Source organism: Ruegeria sp. CDSC051 (assembly GCF_059610665.1).
In genome coordinates, this window is the sequence record NZ_JBXWOC010000003.1 from 246297 (window position 1) to 267043 (window position 20747).

General features: G+C 57.2%; 16 protein-coding genes. 6 read left to right on the top strand and 10 right to left on the bottom strand.

Going from position 1 to position 20747, the window contains the following annotated elements; all coding sequences use genetic code 11:
- Positions 1-9: 9 nt before the first annotated feature.
- The 8 genes from AC2FH0_RS09430 to AC2FH0_RS09465 form a co-directional block, all read right to left on the bottom strand.
- Positions 10-1059 (bottom strand): substrate-binding domain-containing protein, encoded by a 1050-nt coding sequence (locus tag AC2FH0_RS09430; protein ID WP_496789174.1) that lies wholly within the window; start codon positions 1057-1059, stop codon positions 10-12.
- Between the two features lie 11 nt (positions 1060-1070).
- Positions 1071-2336, bottom strand: coding sequence for a M20 family metallopeptidase (locus AC2FH0_RS09435; RefSeq protein ID WP_496789176.1), 1266 nt, complete (start codon positions 2334-2336; stop codon positions 1071-1073).
- Positions 2333-3517 (bottom strand): ROK family transcriptional regulator, encoded by a 1185-nt coding sequence (locus tag AC2FH0_RS09440; protein WP_496789177.1) that lies wholly within the window; start codon positions 3515-3517, stop codon positions 2333-2335. The genes AC2FH0_RS09435 and AC2FH0_RS09440 overlap by 4 nt, the downstream gene beginning before the upstream one ends.
- Before the next feature lie 259 nt (positions 3518-3776).
- Complete coding sequence (locus AC2FH0_RS09445) at positions 3777-4790, bottom strand: Ldh family oxidoreductase (RefSeq protein WP_271949976.1); 1014 nt, start codon at positions 4788-4790, stop codon at positions 3777-3779.
- 12 nt (positions 4791-4802) lie between these two features.
- On the bottom strand, positions 4803-5432 hold the full coding sequence (locus tag AC2FH0_RS09450) for a DUF3726 domain-containing protein (RefSeq protein WP_271949978.1): 630 nt from the start codon (positions 5430-5432) through the stop codon (positions 4803-4805).
- A complete protein-coding gene (locus tag AC2FH0_RS09455) occupies positions 5429-7117 on the bottom strand; it encodes a hypothetical protein (protein ID WP_271949979.1) in 1689 nt (562 codons plus the stop codon). The genes AC2FH0_RS09450 and AC2FH0_RS09455 overlap by 4 nt, the downstream gene beginning before the upstream one ends.
- Before the next feature lie 4 nt (positions 7118-7121).
- Positions 7122-8096, bottom strand: coding sequence for a membrane dipeptidase (locus tag AC2FH0_RS09460; protein WP_496789179.1), 975 nt, complete (start codon positions 8094-8096; stop codon positions 7122-7124).
- Positions 8096-9538, bottom strand: a complete 1443-nt coding sequence (locus tag AC2FH0_RS09465; protein ID WP_496789181.1) for an aldehyde dehydrogenase family protein — start codon at positions 9536-9538, stop codon at positions 8096-8098. The genes AC2FH0_RS09460 and AC2FH0_RS09465 overlap by 1 nt, the downstream gene beginning before the upstream one ends.
- Positions 9539-9636: 98 nt before the next feature.
- Between AC2FH0_RS09465 and AC2FH0_RS09470 the strand changes: the two genes are divergently transcribed.
- The 5 genes from AC2FH0_RS09470 (at position 9637) to AC2FH0_RS09490 (ending at position 15539) form a co-directional block, all read left to right on the top strand.
- Positions 9637-10524 carry a LysR family transcriptional regulator gene (locus AC2FH0_RS09470; RefSeq protein WP_142637763.1) on the top strand — a complete coding sequence of 296 codons (888 nt, stop codon included), beginning with the start codon at positions 9637-9639 and terminating at the stop codon, positions 10522-10524.
- A 341-nt stretch (positions 10525-10865) separates the two neighbouring features.
- Entirely contained in the window at positions 10866-11816 is a 951-nt protein-coding gene (locus AC2FH0_RS09475; protein ID WP_142637765.1) for an ABC transporter substrate-binding protein, read from the top strand.
- 77 nt (positions 11817-11893) lie between these two features.
- Positions 11894-12931 (top strand): quaternary amine ABC transporter ATP-binding protein, encoded by a 1038-nt coding sequence (locus AC2FH0_RS09480; protein ID WP_496789183.1) that lies wholly within the window; start codon positions 11894-11896, stop codon positions 12929-12931.
- Positions 12924-14513, top strand: a complete 1590-nt coding sequence (locus AC2FH0_RS09485; protein ID WP_496789184.1) for an ABC transporter permease — start codon at positions 12924-12926, stop codon at positions 14511-14513. The genes AC2FH0_RS09480 and AC2FH0_RS09485 overlap by 8 nt, the downstream gene beginning before the upstream one ends.
- Before the next feature lie 51 nt (positions 14514-14564).
- Complete coding sequence (locus AC2FH0_RS09490; RefSeq protein WP_496789185.1) at positions 14565-15539, top strand: arginase family protein; 975 nt, start codon at positions 14565-14567, stop codon at positions 15537-15539.
- Here AC2FH0_RS09490 and speB read toward each other — a convergent pair.
- Complete coding sequence (speB, locus tag AC2FH0_RS09495) at positions 15536-16504, bottom strand: agmatinase (protein ID WP_496789186.1); 969 nt, start codon at positions 16502-16504, stop codon at positions 15536-15538. The genes AC2FH0_RS09490 and speB overlap by 4 nt on opposite strands.
- 60 nt (positions 16505-16564) lie before the next feature.
- On the bottom strand, positions 16565-18082 hold the full coding sequence (locus tag AC2FH0_RS09500; RefSeq protein ID WP_496789188.1) for a trimethylamine methyltransferase family protein: 1518 nt from the start codon (positions 18080-18082) through the stop codon (positions 16565-16567).
- Between the two features lie 184 nt (positions 18083-18266).
- Between AC2FH0_RS09500 and AC2FH0_RS09505 the strand changes: the two genes are divergently transcribed.
- Positions 18267-20702, top strand: a complete 2436-nt coding sequence (locus AC2FH0_RS09505) for a GcvT family protein (protein ID WP_496789190.1) — start codon at positions 18267-18269, stop codon at positions 20700-20702.
- Positions 20703-20747 lie beyond the last annotated feature (45 nt).

Consider the following 20747-nt stretch of genomic DNA (forward strand, 5'->3'; position numbering starts at 1 on the left):
ATCAGGTCTCTACTTCGATGTCAGACTGGCTGGTGCATCAATATTCAGCGAGTTTTGCCATCCATCGGCAACGTTGTCCGCTGTCACTTTCAATGCAGGGGCTACAACAAAGGATGGTACGTCCTCGCCCAGCAGGTCGAGCACGGCACTGGCGGCCATTGCACGCCCCAGTTCATAGGCTTCATCGGCAACAATCGCCGCGACATTCCCACCCTGAACCATATCAAGGGCAATCGGCTCTGACAGATCCAATGTCACGATCTTGGTCGAGGTGTTTCCGTTCGTCCGCAGCGCTGCAAGAATACCCTCTGCCGGACCAGCCCAGGTTACGTAGATTCCACCCAGGTCTGGGTTTTTCAGCAGCATAGCATTGGCAATCTCTTCGGCGCGCGCAGGATCAGAAATGCCTTGTTCTGCAACGATTGTGATGTTCGGATAGTCGTTCTCAATCGTGGTCTTGAAAGCGTTGTCGCGCTGATTGGTCACATAATAATCTGCGTCGTGATAAATCCATCCAACTGTTCCTTCATTGCCCATGGCAGCCGCAAGCGCATCCGCCGCTTGTTTGCCCATCTGAAACAGATCATCCGTCACGATTGCCGCATAGTCGTCCGGGTGCTTGTAGCCGGCCGGCAGGTTCGAGAGGAAACTTAGGGCAACTCCGGCCTCTTTTGCCTCTGCAAATGCTGCGGCAGAGGTCACCGGGTCCAGAGGAAGCGACAGAATGATATTGGGCGATTTGGCCATGACCGTCTCGATATCGCTACGTTGTTTTGCAGCATCAAATCCTGCGCTTGTCACGGCAACGACCTCGATCCCCAGACGCGCAAATTCATCGCTGGCACCTGCTGTTACCGCATTCACAAAGTCGGATTGGTCATGCCACAGCAAAGCAGCTGAATATCCAGCCTCTTTCACCTTTTCGACATCATCATCAGCGACAACAACCATTGATGAAGGGGTGGCACTTTCCCCCGCTGGACCGATGGTTTCGGCGTATAAGCTGCCCGCCAGCGCGAACATCGCGGTAGCGGCAAATGTGCTTCTAACAAGTGACATGTTTGTCCTCCTCAGGTTGGATGCATTACGAGCGTGTCCGACGCACCGAACTGCGCTATGAAAAGCGCAAAGGCCCGGACGGCGGCGAGGTATTCTTCGACCTCAATTCGTTCTTCAAAAGTATGCGCCACGGCGATATCACCCGGTGCGCAGTAAACGGTTGGACAGCCGATCTGTTCTGTTAAAAATGGCATCTCAGACCAGTAGGGCGCGCCGCCGATTTCTACTTTTCGGGACTGAGTTTGCTGTACACAGCTCTGCAACAGGCGAACCGCCTCAGTATCGGGGTCGTTTTCAACTGGTGAGCCGCCCTTGGGATGATCACGACCGGCTGGGTAGTCGATGCACACCTCTATACCTGTAGGTAGGCGATCCAGGCCAAGCGCTGTTTCCAATGCTGCCACTGCATCATCAAGCATTTCGCCAGGTCTAAGTTTCCGGATCAGTGAGAGCCTGCATTCTCCGGGCACTGCGATAAACCCGCCGCCATTGATATGCGTCACCAGAACAGAAGAGGCACCGACAAGGTCATGACGCGGGCCCGCGTTCAGTTCTTTTTCATGATCCCAGATTTTCGACAGAAGCGTATGCGTTGCTTTCAATGCATCGACCCCCAATTCGGGTCGGCCGAAATACGCTGTTTTTCCAGTTATCGTGATCTCGGCGATAAAGAACCCGATCTGGGCGGAATAAATGTCCAAACTCGTTGGCTCGACATAGATCGCGAAATCAGGACGGGGGATTTCGTCGGACTTGATACGTCCAACCAGATCTTTCGCCCCGGCGCTAACGCCGCTGTCAGGTTCACCGCTTTCTTCATCACCGATGAAGGCAAAGGTCAGACTGGCTGAAGGCATAACGCCAAGTTTTTGCAGCAGGCGATACCCGGCAATCGCAGCGCAAATCCCACCCTTGAGGTCGCTTGCCCCACGTGACCAGATGTGCCCGTCCTTTTCGGTCGCGCCGAATGGATTTTTGCGTGCATCGTCTTCCCAATATTCCTCCCAGCCCCGGACATGCACAGTATCCGTATGGCCCAAAATCATGAGGTTGGGACCCTCCACAGAAGCAATTCCCCAGACATTTTCGCGTTCACCCGCGAAACAGCCCCGTCCGGTATTCAGGCCCAGGGCCATAAGTTGCTGGTCCAGAAAACGCGCAAAACGTGTTTCATTGCCCGTCACGCTTTCGATGGACAGGGCATTGCGCAACAGAGTTAGGTCTGCATCAGCATCCTGTTCTTGACGCAAGCGTTCTGAAAGAGCCTTAGCGGTCATGACATACTTGCCTTGAAGGTATCGAGCGCTGGAGGTGGTACGTTGATCTCGGCACCTTTCTGACCCTCGGCGAAAAGAGAGATATGTAAATGCGACAGGGCTATAGACACACCTCCGGCAAGGGCAGCATGCGGACCCAGCTTTGAGGGCTGGATCTCTATTTCACGGGGGTAGCACTGGGCGGCAAAGCGTCTGATCCGGTGCATCAACTCGTCGCGCGCGCCGATAGAGCCCCCCATCACGATAAGGGACGGATCAAGAACCGCTACAATCGACGCCGAAGCCCGCGCGATCTGATAAGCGACATTGTCCAGCGTTTGCTCGGCTGCTTTGTCGCCGTTATTGGCAGCCTCAAAGATCGCAGGAACTGAGCAAGTTTTGCCCGTAAGCATCCTGTATTCGCCGATGATTGCATCGGTGGCGGTTACGCGTTCCAGCGCGCCTATTTTATGGCTTTCCTTTGCAATGGGATCGGCACCAAAGGGAAGAAAACCTATTTCGCCAGCTGCACCAGATGCGCCACGCAGCAAAATACCTCCGACGACGATTCCTGCACCAATTCCGGTTCCGACGGAAACGAAGACCAGGTCATCCTGGTCGCTTCGATGATCCATCCAATGCTCGCCCAGAGCGGCAAGGTTCACGTCATTTTCGACAAGGATTTCTATCCCAAGCCGTTCGTTCAAAGTGCCAGCAAGATCAATCTGATCCAGCCCGGTTATGTTAGGCGCCATCAGGACCGCGCCGGTCCTGCTGTCCGGCACGCCTGGGACACCGACGACAGCTATTTTCAATTCGCCTGACGGGCATTGGGGGTCGTCTGCGGTTGCGCGAACCATACGGGCAACCTGATCGATCACTTGTCTGCCGCCGCTTTGTTCTGTCGGCTCTACGCGCTCGGCCAGAACGCGACCGGTCAGATCGCATAGTGCGACCCTGATCTTTGTTCCACCCAGATCGACGCTGGCGACCGTTGCCGCATCCGGAGCGATTTCATATACCACGGCTCGGCGTCCGACATGCCCCTCGGTCTGACCGACTGTCCGCACCCAGCCATCGCTTTCTAGGTTCCCGACAATTTCCGAGATTGTCTGTTTCGAAAGACCGGTCAGCTTCGACACGCTGGCGCGCGAAATGGGCCCATAGGTCGCAATCGCCTGAACGACCGCACTTTGAGACATTCGTCGAGAGATTTTTGTCTGCGTTGCCACGTCAATTCCATTTATTCGTTCTGTTACCGAACTAAATATGGAGTGCGATTTGAGTCAACCCCGTTTTTTTCTGCGCTAAAGCATGAAATACGAAAAATGAGCCTGCTGCGTCCGGGTCGAATTTTGGCTAAAGGCCTGGAAGCCGTTCTGAAAATTGGTGCTGGGTCAGAAGGTTTGAGTAAGGGTGCCCGAACCAGAAAGAATCTGATTGCGGGCTAATAAAACCGGCTTATCCCAAGATGGTCTCGATCTTTTCAAGGGTCGCAATATTTACAGCCACGCCTTGTGTGGCCGATGCGACGCGTTTTGCGCGTCGGCCATCGCCAGGCAAATGTGCATCGTCTTGCGATCGAATGGCGCCGACGAGTTCCTCGATGCCCTGAGCAAAGCCACCCGACGACGATGTCGCCACAGGGTCGATCGCAATGAAAAACTGTCCGGTCTTGGGCGGGCCGCCAGCGGTTCCTGAAAAGGGCGAGGCGTTGATGCCCAGAGTGGCCCCTGTAAGAGCGGCCGCCATAACTTCGGTCAGAAGGGCCACACCGACGCCCTTGTACCCACCAGAAGGTGCCATGGAGCCCTTGAGGCCCACATTGGGATCAGTGGTCGGGTTGCCCTCGGCGTCCAATGCCCACCCAACGGGGATCGGCCTTCCTTCTCTGGCATGTTTCATGACCTCGCTCTTGGCGATTGTGCTGGCGCTTTGATCGATCAGCAGGGCGGGTTGCCCATCTGTACCGGGTACGGCAACGGAAAAGGGGTTGGTCCCTACAACCGGCTTTGCGCCACCCGATGGCGCGATCGAGGCTGGCGCGTTGGTAAAACCAAGCCCGACAAGCCCGGCCTGTGCCAGACGATAGGTGTGATAGCCCAGCACGCCGCAGTTATAGCTGTTGCAGATGCTCAGCACGGCAACGCCCTGTTCGCGCGCAGCGGTGATCAGCGTCTCATACCCGAGATCGATGGCTGAATGGGCAAATCCGGTTGCGGCATCTACGGTAACTACACCTGGCTTGGGCCGTGTCATGACCGGTTTGGCAAGACCGTCGACCTTGCCACATTGGACATGCTCACAATAGATCGGGATATAGGCCAGTCCATGGCTTGCCACGCCGTCCGCCTCGGTTGCCGCGGTCGCAACCGCCAGCGGGCGGGCGTTTTCCGGTGAAGTCCCCGCAGCAACAAGCGCGCGAAACGACAGGTCTTCGATTTCGTTCAGAGTAAGGGTCCGGGTCTCGGTCAAATCAGTACCTCATCAGTCATTATCAGAAAGCCCGGCCCCTGCACCCAGCAGGCGGGATTCCTCGGTTGCGGGGGCATAGGTGCGGTGGGCAAAGCGATTCAGCGTTGCCCAAGCCTGATCAGTCGGGGCGGCGCGGGTCTGATGTGGGCGGGGGCCTGTGCGCTGTTCCCCCAGCGAAACCACCACCCTGCGCGCCTGGGCGGGTAAGGTATCTGGGGTCGACACGGAATACCCATCACATGCCGCCAGATGCCCATCACAATCAAGCACCACACAGCCCTTGAGTTCACGTGCCGCATAGGCAGCAAAGGGCAGTAACAGTGCAGGGATTGCAATGTTGGCCATCTCAACCGGTCCGGCGCGCAGCTGTTCGGCACAATCCGACAGCAAGGTGCCAGTGGCCAGAGGGCACAAAGCGCCCTTGCCCTGCCATGGGCCCTGCATCGCATCTGGTCTGTGATCTGCCGGCGCCGCAGCCAAACCCAAGTCCAGCAGGTGGGCCAGCTCTGTAGTCCCGTCCAGCCCATGCCCGCACAACCAGCGTGTGGCCTTGGCGGCCTCTTCTGCCAGACCCCAGGCATACCCTGCCCCTCGGGCGGCGCGTTTAGAGGTGGCTTCGATCTCGTTCAGTGAATAGGTCATTGCGGCAACTCCGGATAAACCCAAAGATCGGCATTTTCCGGCGTTAACTCATCAGGATATGGTGCGCCGGAATACATGCAGATCCGCACCCAGCGGTCCGACCGGGGGTCAAAATGGGTTGCCCCAAAAAACGACAGCTTGGCCCGCAGCATGTCGATAGGCAGGACAGTGGCGCTGATCGTATTGTCGTGGATTTCACCATAGGGGGCTACTCGGCTCATTTGAGCGCGGCGCAGGGTGTGGCGATGTTCAGGATGGCGCAGCAGAAACTCTGCAACGGAGGAGCGAGTATCCCATTCGGCAAGTGCCTTAAACGCCATCGCGGCGTCACGGGCCGGGGCAAGGGGCTGTTCGTAACCGGCTATCGGTTCCTCAAAGCGCTCACCCAGTCGCGGCTCCAGCTTCTCCTCGGAGACATACCAGGCCCGCGCACAGTTTTCCGCTGCGTTCCAATCCAGATCCAAGGCCCAGCCAAAACTGTTACTGATCAGATCGCGCGCAGCGCCTACCGACATTGATCCATCAATCACATGGGCACTTGAATTGCTGTCGGCCATACAACAGCTCAGCCCATCGACCAATTCGCCATAGGGCTCAAGGATAAGCGAGGCGAGCAGTTCCTGGCCCTCCTCGCTCAGCGCGGATTGCGACCACAGGATCAACCGATCCCAGGGTTGGTTCTGCGTCAGATCATCCCTGTCCAGATACCCAGAGATTGCCTGCAGATCGTTGTTGAGCGCCGCCAGCTTATCGCGCTGGACCGGATGCTCAGACTGCCACCAGGACATCGAGAGTTTGCTACGATCATAGATGCCACGGAATTGACGGGCCTCATCTTCCGAGGCGGTCAAGAGCGACCGTACCCGGGCGATGGCCTCCTCTCGCGCCATGATCCAGTTATTGAACAAGATCGGATGGTTGACGATGAAGGGGGCCATGCCCAGACCTGTGGAATTGCCAATGCCGAGCCAACTGGCGATCTGCGGATCTAACTGCGCGGTTTGATCGCCGCCCTTCACTTGGGCCATATGCTGCACCAGGTCGCGCACAAAGGTCCGGGTCAGGTAGACCGACAACATCTCGGTCTGGAACGGGCCGTTGACCTCGGGGCGACTGGCTGTTTTCTCGCGATCTGCAGCCCCAAACTTGCCGGAACCATACACGGCGGTTGTCCGCATCAGGTAGCCAACCTGATAAATCTGTTCCAGATCGGGTTGTTGACCAGCGGCCAGACGGTCGACCACATGTGCCCACAGGCGGACTGACCGGTTGGCGCGCGACAATGACAGTTCTGACTCGCTGACGCGCCCGGCCTCTTGCACTGGTACGTTTTGCGACAGGCGGTGAATATCATCCGCCGTCGGAATGCCGTCAAATAGCGCGAAGGTGGCATCCCAGGCCTCGGCGATGACCCGGTCCGAGCGTTTTTCGGGCGGCAGATCATGGGCAAACGCCACAAGAGAATATGCGTGATCAGGGCCTTGCGCGGTATAGACCGCATGGCCAACGCCGTGTTCGTCAATCTCGAACGCAGGGCGGGAAAAACTCCAGTTTTCCTGCGCCATACGGCGGGTCAGTTGCCGCATAAAGCTGAGACGGCATTGATGCAGCGAGCCCAGCCGCGACAGCCGCATGACCATCGCGGGATCACGTCTGACATTTTCAGTCTGCACGCGTGTATTCATAGTGTTACCCTTGTGGGACGAAGTTCTCGGCAAAAAACTTATACCAGTTTCTGCCCATGATCCCGGCCACTTCGTCATCGTTCAGGCCGGTCGCGCGTAACCCTTGTTCGATGTTCCCAAAATCTCGGTTGTCCTGAAACCAGCCCGGCATGGGCGGAAAGCCTGGTGCCGAAGCGGATCCCTCGCCATAGTCGATTTCCTTGGTCCAGCGGCCAACCCGCATCCATTCCACAATGCTGTCGGGTTGATCCTGACACAGGTCTGTGCCGATCCCCAGATGCTGCGCGCCGTATTTGTCGGCGGCGCGTGCGATCATCTCGCAAAAACTGTCCAGCGTGCAGTCGGATTTATCTTTCAGATGGTGAGGATAAACCGAAAAGCCAAGCACCCCGCCGTTTTCCGTCACCGCACGAATGACATCGTCGCGCTTGTTACGCAGCGCGGGCGACCAATCATACGGGTTCGCGTGTGTGATGGCTATGGGACGCTCGGACAATTCAGCGGCCTCGATGGTGGAACGGTCCGCCGAATGGCTCATGTCCACTACAAGACCTACGCGGTTCATCTCTTTGATCACCTGCTTGCCCATACGGGTGATGCCTGTGTCTTCGGCCTCATAACAGCCGGTCGCCAGCAAGGACTGGTTGTTATAGGTCAGCTGCATGAAACGGGCGCCAAGATCGTGCAGGATTTCGACTAGCCCGATATCGTCTTCGATGGGCGAGGGGTTCTGAAAGCCAAAGAACACAGCCGTCCGGCCCGTTTTACGAGCCGTATCGATATCGCTGGCCCAGCGCCCTTTCATGATCAGGTCCGGGTATTGTTCGAACCAGCGGTTCCATTTCTCGAAATTCAGTACCGTTTCGCGAAAGTTCTCGTGGTACGAGATGGTGACGTGGATCGCGTCCACGCCCCCGTCACGCAGTTGGCGGAAAATCTTTTCCGACCAGTTGGCATATTGTAGCCCGTCGATCCGCATCACACGGGGCCCGCGCTGATATAGGCGGTTTTGACCGTGGTATAGAACTCGGCCGCAGCCTTACCCTGTTCGCGCGGCCCGTAAGAGCTGTCGCCGCGGCCGCCAAAAGGCACGTGGTAATCGGTGCCTGCAGTGGGCAGGTTCACAGTCACAACACCAGTGCGCGCATTGCGACGGAAATGCGTGGCGCGGGCCAGCGATTTGGTCACGATGCCCGAGGTCAGGCCAAAGTTGGTGTCGTTGACGACGCTCAGCGCTTCGTCATAGCTGCCAACCTTGATGACACTGGTCAGGGGCGCGAACATTTCTTCGCGGTTGATGCGCATGTCGTTGTTGGTGTTCAGAAACACGCCCGGCGACATGTAGAACCCGTCATGAGGCATCTCCAGCCGGGTTCCGCCACAGGCCAGCTCGGCCCCTTCGGATTTGCCCAGATCAACATAGGCCAGGTTTTCGCTCAGCTGCTGTTGGCTGACGACGGGACCCATCTGCACGCCTTCCTCCAGCGCGTGGCCGACCTTCATCGCTTGCGCACCGGCCACCAGCTTTTCGACAAACGCGTCATGGATACCCGCATGCACAACAAGGCGCGAAGACGCCGTACATTTCTGTCCGGTGCCGCCAAACGCTCCTCCCAATGCCAGAGTAACGGCCAGATCCAGATCGGCATCGTCCATCACAGCCAGCGCGTTTTTTGATCCCATTTCCATCTGAACTTTGGTCAGGTTCTGGATGGCGGCTGCTGCGATACCCTTGCCGACCGGGACTGACCCGGTAAAGGAAATTGCATTGACCTTGGGGCTTTCGACCAGGCGTTGCCCGATGCTGCGCCCCGAACCCATGACCAGACTGAACAGACCTTTGGGGATGTCCTGACGTTCGATGATTTCGGTCAGTGCGACAGCGGATGCCGGGGTGATGTTGGCGGGTTTCCACACAACCGCGTTGCCAAAACACAGCGCCGGAGCAATCTTCCACGAGGCAGTCGCGGTAGGGAAGTTCCATGGGCTGATGATGGCGACAACGCCGACAGCTTCGCGGCGAACGTCTACTTCGATATCGGGGCGCACAGAATCCGCGTTCTCACCGATTTGACGCAGGCATTCAGCTGCGTAGTAGGTAAAGAACTGCCCGGCGCGGAACACTTCGCCTTTGCCTTCGGCCAGCGGCTTGCCTTCTTCGCGCGCCAAGAGCGTACCCAGTTCTTCGGCCCGGGCCATCATTTCATTGCCGATAGCGTTCAGAACGGCTTGCTTCCGTTCGATGCCATAGGCGGCCCATTCAGCCTGTGCAACACGGGCTTGATCCAGCGTCGCCTCAAGCTGGTCAGCGCTGGCCTGTGCAAACATGCCGACCAGATCGCTCAGGTCCGAAGGATTGCGGTTTTCGATTTCAGACTCACCTGCCAGCCATTCGCCAGCAATCAGATTCAGTTGTGTCACGTTACGCCCCAGTGCGATTTCATTTGACCTAGGATGGATTTTTTGGCGAACATCAGTCAAACTCAATTAAATGAAACAAATTGCAGAAAAACTGAAGTATGGCGATCAAGATTGAAACACTGCGCAGTTTTTGCACGGTTGTGCAGACTGGTAATCTGACCGAGGCCGCCGACCGTCTTGGACGAACGCAATCGGCGGTGTCGATGACGCTGAAGCAGCTTGAGGAGCACCTGGGTAAGAAGCTGTTCGAGGGAGAGCGCAAAAATCGACTGTCGGAAGTGGGTCGGCAGGTTCATGATTTGGCTTTGAAGCAGGTCAGACAGTTCGATCAAACAGTTCAGGATATCGAGGCAATAGCCAGCGCAGAGTACGGCCTGTTGCGGATCGTGTCTGTGCCGTCGGTGGCGGCTCTTGCCTTTCCCAAGGTGCTGAGTCACATGAATAGCCATTTCCCCGATATCAGGATCGAGCTCCGCGATACCGATACACAGCAGGTACTGGACGCGGTTGTGCAAGGAAAAGCGGATATCGGCATTGCATCCGGATATCTTGCGCTAAACGGGGTCACAGCCACGCCCTTGTTCGAAGACAGGTTTGGGGTGGTTTGCACGGCTGCTCACCCGCTGGCACAGCAATCGGAGATGCCAACCATCGAACAGGTGGCTTCGGTTCCCTTCATACGCAATGCTCTGTGCGATCTGGTTCAGTCCCCGCGGTTTCACGCGGCGATTTCGAAGGCCGGTGTGACCATTCAGAACACCCATTCACTGATCGCATTGGTGCGCACCGAGGAATGGGTGACGGTTTTGCCGCAAACCGTTGCACGGTCTCTTCCTGAGGCTATCGTCTTCCGTCCGATAGCTGATCTCGAAGATCAAAGGCAGGTGTATCTTTATGTCTCGCAACGCTCGCGCTTTCAAACGCTGACGGACGCGTTTGGGGACTTCATCCTGAAGCAGGATCTTGTACTGGGATCTGAGGACTGACTGGATAAAATCTGTGCCCCTGTCTGAGATGGCGCCGCTTAGGGGATATTGATGGCAGACAAGCCCACTCAAGAATCGGCTGCACCTATTTCAGGCGTCATATCGATCAAGATCAGAATAAACCGAAACTAATATTCGAGAAAGACGCATATATCGATTTGTGGCATGTTGTTCTTGATGGGTCATGTGTCGGCATGTTTGAATTTTCCTGTCAAACCGGCGCGCCCGGTAACTGGCTAAGAAAGGGGGATGGAACGTCATCCCGATGTCGTTTGACAGGCGTACCGCTGCCCAGAGGGTAAGAAGAACAGCGCCTCGAACGCCCAACACGGAGAAATAATATGAACAAACTCACTATGTTACTGGGAGGCGCGTCGATGATGGTCGCTGTGCCTGCTTTTGCTGCTGACATTGTGATCGGTGTGCCGAACTGGCCATCGGTAAATGCAACAGCGCACATTCTAAAGGTTGCGATCGAACAAAATCTGGGGCTAGAGGTCGAGCTTCAGAATGGCACCAACCCGATCGTGTTCGAGGCGATGGATTCCGGCGCCATGCACGTACACCCCGAAGTGTGGATGCCGAACCAGCAGAACCTGCATGACACCTATGTAACCGAAAAGGGTACAGTTACCTTCAATTCCAATGGCGTTGAGGCGTTTCAAGGAATGTGTGTCGACAAAGCGACCGCTGATGCCAATGATATCCGGTCCATTGACGACCTGACCAATCCCGACATCGCGGCACTGTTCGACAGCAATGGCGACGGGCAGGGCGAAGTATGGATCGGTGCCCCCGGCTGGGCGTCGACCAATGTCGAGAAAATCCGGGCCAAATCATATGGCTATGACCAGGTCATGGAATTGACCGAGATAGACGAAACCGTCGCCTATGCGAACCTTGATAACGCGATCAAAGCGGGTGAGCCTTGGGTGGGTTTCTGCTATACGCCGCATTACGTGTTTGAACTGCATGATCTTCAGATCCTGGAAGAGCCAGCCTATGACGCGGCAAAATGGAATGTCCTGCAGCCCACGGATGATCCGGATTGGCTGGAGAAATCCGAAGCAGGTGTCGCCTGGGATTTGGCCTATCTGCACCTTCACTATGCCAAATCTCTTGAGGATGAGTACCCCGAGGTTGCTCGGCTGTTGTCCAACATGAAACTGGATACTGCCGCTGTCTCGGCCATGACTTATGCGCTTGTCATAGATGGCAAAGAGCCGCTCGCATATGCCGAAGAATGGGTCGGTGCGAACGAAGATGCGGTTCTGAACTGGATGTCAGAGTGATCGGTAACGCTCGGAACTGAATTACAGATAGGCCGCCGGGAATGCCTGGCGGCCTGTTTTGCATTGAAGGGGCAAGTATGACCGAAACAGTCGTTAAGCTGACAGATGTCTGGAAGATTTTCGGTGCGCGGGCAGAGGAGGCCATGACCGCAGTACGGGATGAAGGGATTGGAAAGCCTGAAGTTCTTGAAAGGTATAATTGTGTGGTCGGCGTACAGGGTGCGTCTTTCGAAGTCCCGCGCGGCGAAATCTTCTGCATTATGGGTCTTTCGGGATCCGGGAAATCCACGCTGGTGCGCCACGTGAACCGCTTGATCGAGCCGACCTCAGGCAAGATCGAGATTCTGGGCCAGGACGTATCCAAAATATCCGAGGCTGAGCTGCGCCGTATCCGCGCGCAGCAGATCGGGATGGTTTTCCAGCATATGGCGCTGATGCCGCACCGATCTGTCAGAGACAATGTGGCCTATCCTTTGGAAATTCGAAAAGTGTCCAAATCCAAGCGCTGGGCCGTCTCGGATCATGCGCTGGGTCTGGTGGACCTGACCGGGTACGAAGACCGCCTGCCCAAGGAATTGTCGGGCGGGATGCAGCAGCGTGTCGGGATCGCTCGCGCGCTGGCCTCGGACCCGGAAATCCTGTTGATGGACGAGCCCTTTTCGGCGCTTGATCCGCTTATCCGGCTGCAACTGCAGGACCAGTTTAAAGCGCTGGTTGCCCAGTTGCAGAAAACGACGTTGTTCATCACCCATGATCTGGACGAAGCGATCCGCATTGGCCACCGCATCGCGATCATGAAAGATGGCGTCATCGTTCAGATCGGTACGCCCGAAGATATCGTGATGAACCCGGCTGATGACTATGTGCGCGAGTTTGTTCAGGGCATTTCCAAGTTGAAACTGGTCAAGGCACACTCGATCATGGAGCCACTGGACAGCTATTCCGGCCCGACCGACGGCGCGCCGCGCGCGGATGAGGGGGCCGATCTGGATCAGCTGATCGACCTTGCCGTCAACACGGACCAGCCGGTGATCATCACCGATGCAGGGCAAGACGTCGGCGTCGTCACCAAACCGCGCCTGCTGCGCGGAATTCAGGGGGGCAAGAATGACTGATGTAACCACCGAAGTGAAAGTAACCGCCGCCTCGGATATCGAGGTTGACCATGAGGCACTGGATCGGTCCATTCACGAGTTTGCTGGTCCGAACGGGGACTATTACGTCAAGGCGTTTCACAAGATCCATGATGCAACCAGTGCGGTTCCGAATACGTTCAATCTCTGGGCCGCGGTTCTGGGGCCTTTGTGGTCAGCATCACGAGCCATCTGGGGGATGTTCTGGACCTTCCTGATCCTGGAAATCATCGCTTGGGTTCAGATCGGGCGTGGCGCCTGGGGCAATCCGGGCGCTGACATGGTGGAACGTGCCGAACGTCAGCAGGCACGCGCCGACGAGCTGCTGGCGCGAGCGGCCGATGCGATAGAGAAGGCCGATATTGACCGTTTCACCAAGCTGGCAGCGAATATACAGAAAGCCGCCGATACCAGCTTTGGAAAAGCCGCGGCCGCGCAGTCTGAAGCGCTCAGCATCATGATCACCGGATTGCTGATGCTGCTGGTCTTCAAACTGGCACAGGGCTTCTATGCCGACCGCGTCTATGAAAAACAGTATTCAAAATGGCGGACCGATCCGGACAGTACCGAAAGTGGTCAGTCCAGGCGAAATATGGTGCTGGGGGCTGTGCTTGTTGCGGCGATTGGGCCGTTGATTGTCTACAAATTCACGGTCAATGCGTCGATGGCTATGTTGGATGCATTCCCCGAAAAAGAAGTGTCCGCACTGATATTGGGTGAGGGCGGCGGGACCCTGTTTTCAAACCTTGCAAGTTGGATGGAGGCGCAGATAGATGCGGCCGCTCTTGCTGGCGGGGACGTATTCGATGGGATCGTCGCTGGGGTTCGGTCGGTTCTGGATGCCCTGACCATTGCGCTGATCGGGTCGCCTTGGCCGGTTGTGATGTTGGTGATATGTGTGACGGCTTGGCGGGCTGCAGGCCCCCGAGTGGCGATCTTCACGGCGTCTTCATTGGCCTATATCGCCTTGCTGGGATATTGGGATGTGGCGATGGAAACCGTGGCGCTGGTCGGTGCGGCGGTGCTGTTATGCGTTGTTTTTGGCATTCCACTGGGCATTTGGTTTGGCAAGTCCAGGCGTGCCTACCGCGCGGCAGAGCCCGTGCTGGACTTGATGCAGACTTTGCCGGCCTTCGTCTATCTGATCCCGATTATCGCCTTCTTTGGCACCGGCAACCCGCCCGGCATTCTGGCCACGATCATCTTTGGCATGCCGCCGGTCATCCGACTGACCGCGCTGGGCATGCGCGGGGTGCCCGACAGTATCAAAGAGGCTGCTGTGGCCTTTGGGGCTTCGAAATGGCAGTTGCTGAAGGATGTCGAGATACCTCTGGCCTTGCCGTCGATCATGACCGGGGTGAACCAGACCATCCTAATGTGCCTATCGATGGTGGTGATCATTTCGCTGATCGGTGGCGGAGGGCTGGGCAAGGAAATCCTTGAGGCGTTGCAATACGCAGCCAAGGGGCCCGGCCTGTTGGGCGGCTTTGCCATTTTGTTCCTTGCTATGGTCATGGACCGTATTGTTCAGGGTGCATTCCGGCGAGAAGACGAAAGAATCTGAACTTCTATGCCCTCGGCCCAGGCCGGGGGCATTTTTTTACCGGAGGATGAAATGGTCGACCGCTATGAGCAGTCCATGATGGACAATTTGTACTGGTGGGGCATACCGACGATGTTTCGCTGCCCCAATATCGGACCCGAGGGGCAGGATATTGCACTTGTCGGTGTGCCGCATTCGACCGGAAACGGGACAACCGAAAGGGATCAGCATCTGGGCCCGCGCGCCTTGCGGAATGTCTCGGCGGTACAGCGCAGGGTCCATTCGGTTTTTGAGATCGACCCCTGGAGCAGCGCGAAGATTGCCGATGTCGGCGATGTACCCTTCCCGCGCGCCAACGACAACGAAGACTGCATCGAGCGCATTACCGCCTTTTACAAAGGCATAGATGCGGCAGGTGCGCGCCCGGTATCCGTTGGCGGTGACCACTCCATTACCGGCGGGATCGTACAGGCGCTGGGATGTGGGAAGCTGGCCGGAGGAGAGCCGATCAGTTTTCTGCACCTGGATGCCCATACGGATGTGTTTACAAAGGTCGATCACTTTTTGGGGGCAAAGAAGTCGGCCGCTCATTGGGGAGCTTATCTGGCCGATCAGGGGCAGGTTGATCCTACCTGTTCGATGCAGATCGGCCTGCGAGGCCATCCGCGCAGCCTGGACTGGTTGCAGCCGTCCTACGACTACGGGTACAACATCGTCACCATGCGCGAATTTCGTCAGCGCGGGCTTGCAGATGTAGTGGCGCAGACCAAAGAGGTTCTAGGCGACCGACCGGTCTATATTACCTTCGATCTGGATTGCCTTGATCCGACAATCGCTCCGGCGGTTTCTAATCTGGAACCGGGCGAAAAGGGGTTCGATATTGATGAGGCCGTGGGTATCCTGCGTGCCGCGCGCGGTTTGAACATTGTCGGAGGTGACGTTGTTTGCATGATGCCCACCAAGGACAGCCCCAACAATATCACCGCCCTGACCGCGGCGGCGGTGATGTTCGAGATGATCTCGATGATTGCCGAAAACACCGGTTAGCGGCGGGCGTCTACGGCCTGTGCCAGAACACACAGTAGCTCGAACATCAGTGAGATGCCCAGCCAGGCCGTGCCCCCAGCGGCATCGAAGGGGGGCGCGACCTCAACCAGATCAGCACCAACCAAATTGACACCGCTTAACTGGCGGATCACCTGCTGCGCCTGAAAGCTGTTTGGCCCGCCAATTTCCGGCGTGCCAGTGCCGGGGGCATAGGTGGGGTCCACAAAGTCGATGTCATAGGTGCAATAGGTCTGACTTGTTCCGACGATCTCTCGCACCTCGGCCATGACATCGTCAATGCCGCGGTCGAACAGTTCTTCGATGCGGATGATGCGGATGCCCTGTGCTTCGGCCCAATCGATATCGTCTGTGTTATAGGCCGTCCCGCGTATGCCGACTTGGACAAAGCGCTTGGGGTCCACAAGGCCCTCTTCAACGGCACGACGAAACGGTGTGCCATGGGTGTATTTGTAGCCACCGAAATAGCTGTCGAACAGGTCGGTGTGGCTGTCGAATTGAATAAGGCCTAATGGCTCCGACTTGGCCAGAGCGCGCAAGACGGGCAGGGTGGTCAGGTGGTCGCCGCCCGCGGTTAGCGGCGTTATGCCCCGTTCGGTCAGATCGTTATAGAAAGACGTGACTCGGTTCATGGTGTCTTCGATGTCCACCGGGTTCGGCGCGACATCACCCAGATCGGCGCAATTCACCATGGAAAACGGAGCAATACCGGTGACCGGGTTCATTGCACGGATCATGGTCGAAAAGTCGCGCAACTGCCGAGGCCCATGCCGCGCGCCGGGGCGGTTGGTGGTGCCACCATCCCACGGGATTCCGACGATGCCAATATCCACCTCGTCAATCCGGTCGTCCTTGGGCGTCAGCCCGGGAAGGCGCATGAACGTCGGGACACCGGCAAAACGCGCAAGCTCCATTGCCGAGACCGGCTGAAAGAAGGGGTTTGTCATGAGGGCCTCATCTGAGTGTATGTGGTGCAAGCCTACTGGCTAGGATCGTTCAGCGTAAGTCTAATAGAGAATGCGAAACCGTCTGCGGATTTCAGCGTCCTGTTCTTCGGTCAGGTATTGCGGATGATGTCGTGCCAGGATGTCCTTTGCGTGCCGGCGGGCAACCGTCCACGCATCTGCGGCCCCTTCGGTCTGCCATGTCCGGGGTTCGTTCCGGTCAGCCAGCGCTGGATAGAAGTAGTCCCGTTCCATCGCAGCATAGGTGTGGGCGCTTCCCAGAAAATGACCGTCGCCCAGTACCGCATGACAAATGGCGTCGAATCCCAGGTTTTCGTCGGTCACTTCGATGCCGCGCAAAGCGCGATAGGTGTGAGAGTGCATTTCGTCGTCAAGGACGAACCCTTCGAAACTGACGCCCAGCAACGAAGCGGTCATGCCCGAGCTTTCGTAGATCAGATTGCCCCCGGCCAGCGCTGCAGCCAGCGAGGTCATTCCTTTCTCGGCCCCGTACTGTGCGTCGACAGCTTTGGCATCAGTCATCGAGGCGGCCACTCCCGAAGGCAGCCCCAGCGCGTTAGTGATCTGTGCCGACGCCGCGTTCAGGATGGCGGTCTCACCGCTGCCGCCTGCGAAAGAGCCGGTGCGCAAATCAACGATGAAAGGCCAGTTGGAAAACACCATCGGGAAGCCGGGTTTGATCGCATTGACCATAACAAGGCTGGCCAGCGTCTCGGCCAAAGACTGCGCCAGAAACCCGGCGAGTGTCGCGGGTGCTGTGGCGCCCGCCTGTGCGGCGGTAATGCAGGACATCGGGATATTATGTGCGATACATTCATAGACAACATCCACCGCATCCTCGCCATAGCGCAGCGGTGAAATCACCGGGCTGATATGGGCCTTCAGAAACGGCCGCTTGGCGAACTCACCCGGCCCGCCTGCAACGATGTCGAGCATTTCGACGATCGGGGCCACATGTTCGGCAAGGGTAAACGACGTGGCAATCGGTTTGGTGGTATTGCGAACCAGAGCGTAAACCGTGTTCAAGTCCAGATCGAAAACATCTGGCAGATCAGTCGCGACACAGCAGCGCGTGAACCAGCTGACATTGGCCAGCGTATCTTGAAGCCGCGTGAAATCATGCAGATCGGCCAGCGTGGAGGGGCGATAGTGACCGCTCTCCAGATCCAGCGTCTGCACCGCCGCGCCGCCGGTGCCAAAGAACACGCGGTCTCCGCCCACTTCGATCGAGCGCGCTTCGTCCCGGCCATGAAACGAGAAAGTCTTGGCAGCGGACCCAATAGCGTCTTCAACCATGTTTCGAGGAAATAGCAGCCGCCCTTGCTGTCCGGTTTGTGCACCGGCTGACCGCAGGTCGTTGGCCAGCCTGTCCGGGACCTCGCCCATGCCCAGAGTTTCCAGAAGCCTTAAGGCGGTATTGTATATTTGTTTGACTTCGGACTGTGTCAAAGGTTGAAAGCGACCACCGGCTTGCCCGGGGGGGCACGGATCTATGGCGGGCTCTGCTGCGCGTTGCGCAAGACGCGCATTTCGACCGCTTCTTTTACTGCCCTTTGACAACGCCCAATCCTTTTCATGTCAGAATTCCCGGAACCGTAAAGGGCGATGCGGGGTCTCTGCAAAAGGGAAATGCGCCTTTCAGAATCCTCAATCGTAGTTTCGATTTTTCAGCACAAGCCATTCGTAAGCTGTTGCGAAGACCCGTTTTCAGCAAAACCTATTGGGGTTCAGAGGAGCAAAGCCAATGAAGTCGCGGACAAAAGTAGTGGTAATTGGTGGCGGGATCGCTGGGTGTTCAACGCTGTATCACCTGACGCAAGAGGGATGGGCAGATGTTGTCCTGGTCGAGCGGGACGAGCTGACCTCGGGCACCACATGGCATTCCGCGGCGCAGGTGACGAATTTCGGAACAAACCAAACCATGGTTGGGCTGAAATCCCATTCGATCAAGCTGTACCAAGACCTGGCTGCCAACCCGGACTATCCCATCAACTATCACCACGGCGATGGCGGGATCAGGCTGGCGAATACCGAAGCGCAGATGCAGGGATACCGCCATTTCGCGTCGATGGCCCGGGGGATGGATGTCCATTTCGAGGTTATTTATGCCGAAGAATGCGCTCGGCGGCACCCTCTGATCTCGACCGAAAACCTAATTGGCGGGCTGTGGGATCCTTTGGACGGGGATATTGATCCGGCTCAGCTGTGTCAGGCGTTGGCCCGGGCTGCACGTTTGGCCGGGGCCGAGGTGTACCGGAATACCCCGGTTGTCGGGTTGACCCAACACAAGGATGACACCTGGACGGTGCAGACCGAACACGGTGATATCGACTGTGACATCGTGGTGAATGCCTGCGGATATCGTGTGAACGAAGTGGGCGCCTTGATGGGGGTGCACCACCCCGTGGCCTCGATGGAGCATCAGTATTTTCTGACAGAAGATATTCCTGAAATCCGCGATGCCGGCCACCGAATGCCTTTGCTGCGATGTCCGATCAGCGATTTCTACTGTCGACAAGAAAAGAACGGCCTCTTGCTGGGGTTCTATGAACAGGGCTGCAAGACCTGGGGCATGGACGGGATCGATCCAAATTTTATCAATGCACTGTGCCCGGACGATCTGGACCGTGTCTCGGATGTGCTGGAGGGCGCTTTTGCCCGGATGCCTGCTCTGTTGGAGGCCGGGATTCACACCGTCGTCAATGGGCCGATCACCTACACGATTGATGGTGCGCCGCTTGTCGGGCCGATCCCGGGCAAGCGCAACGCCTTCTGTATCATCGGCCTGCGGGCGGGGTTAGGTGAGGGCGGTGGCCACGGCTGGTTGCTGGCCCAGCAGATTGTGCATGGAGAGGCCTGTTATGACACCTGGTGCCTGGATCCGCGCCGGTTCACAGACCACGCGAATGTGGAGCTGACGGCACTGAAGGCAGTTGAGGATTATCAAAACGAATTTCGCTTTCATCTCCCGCATGAACACCGCCCCGCGGGGAGGCCTGCTAAGACCACTGCTTTGACCCCGGTTCTGGCGGCCGAGGGCGCCGAATTCACTGTCGTCAATGGATGGGAAAGGGTGGATTACATCAAGCCTGACCCCAGCTTTGAACCGACCCTCAGTTTCGATTTTGACGAAACCTATGATTTGGTCGGGGCCGAGGTGGCAAATGTTCAGTCCAATGTCGGGTTGTCCGAGGTGAATGGTTTCAACCGTATCGAGATTACTGGCGCGGATCGGCATGCCTTTCTGGATCGTCTGTTTTGCGGTGCTGTCACGCGCCGCGACGGCAGGGTTGGGCTGGGCTATCTTTTGAACCATCACGGGATGGTCAAAGCCGAAGCGACTGTGGCGAACCTGCCCGCCAGCGATCGCGGCCCTGCCCGGGTCTGGTATGGCTCGGCGGCGGCAAGTGAATTCCACGATATGGATTGGCTAAAGCATAACCGCTACCCTGATGAAGACGTGCATTTACGCAGTCTGACCAACGACTACACCATTCTGATCCTTGCCGGCCCGAAATCACGTGATGTGCTGGCGTCCAGCGCGCGCGGTGATTGGTCCCCGGCAGCTTTTCCATGGCTGAGCGTCAGGGAGTGCTTTGTTGGCTTCGCTCCAGCAACGGTGATGGCGGTAAGTTTTTCTGGCGAACTGGCATATGAAATCCACGTTCCCAACCCTTCGCTTTATAGCGCATATCTGGCGCTGCGGCGGGCTGGAGAGCGCTTCGGCCTCAAGTTGTTTGGCGCTCGGGCGATTGACTCCATGCGGATGGAAAAGACGTTCCTGCACTGGAAGGCTGATTTGATCACCGAGTTTAATCCTTTTGAAACAGGACTGAATCGGTTTGTGAGGTTGGAAAAGGGCGACTTCATCGGGCGCGATGCCTTGCTGAACCGTGATGCTGATGGGCCGCGGAGAAAACTCGTGCCGCTCCGGTTGGAAACAGGACAGGGACCTGCCCATGCCGGGGCTTCGCTGATGCTGGGTGACACGGTTGTCGGAACAATCACCTCGGGCGAGTGGGGGCACCGCACCGGCCTCAATCTTGCCCATGGATTTGTCGATCCGCAACTTGCAGAATTCGGGTGCAAGATAGAGTTGGATCACTGTGGAATACGGGTCAACGCAACGGTGATCGCACCTTCGCCCTATGACCCGGACCATAGCAGGCTCCGGGCTTGAGGCAGAACGGGTTGCAAGTTCCTCATTGCAATGAGGGGCGTTCTT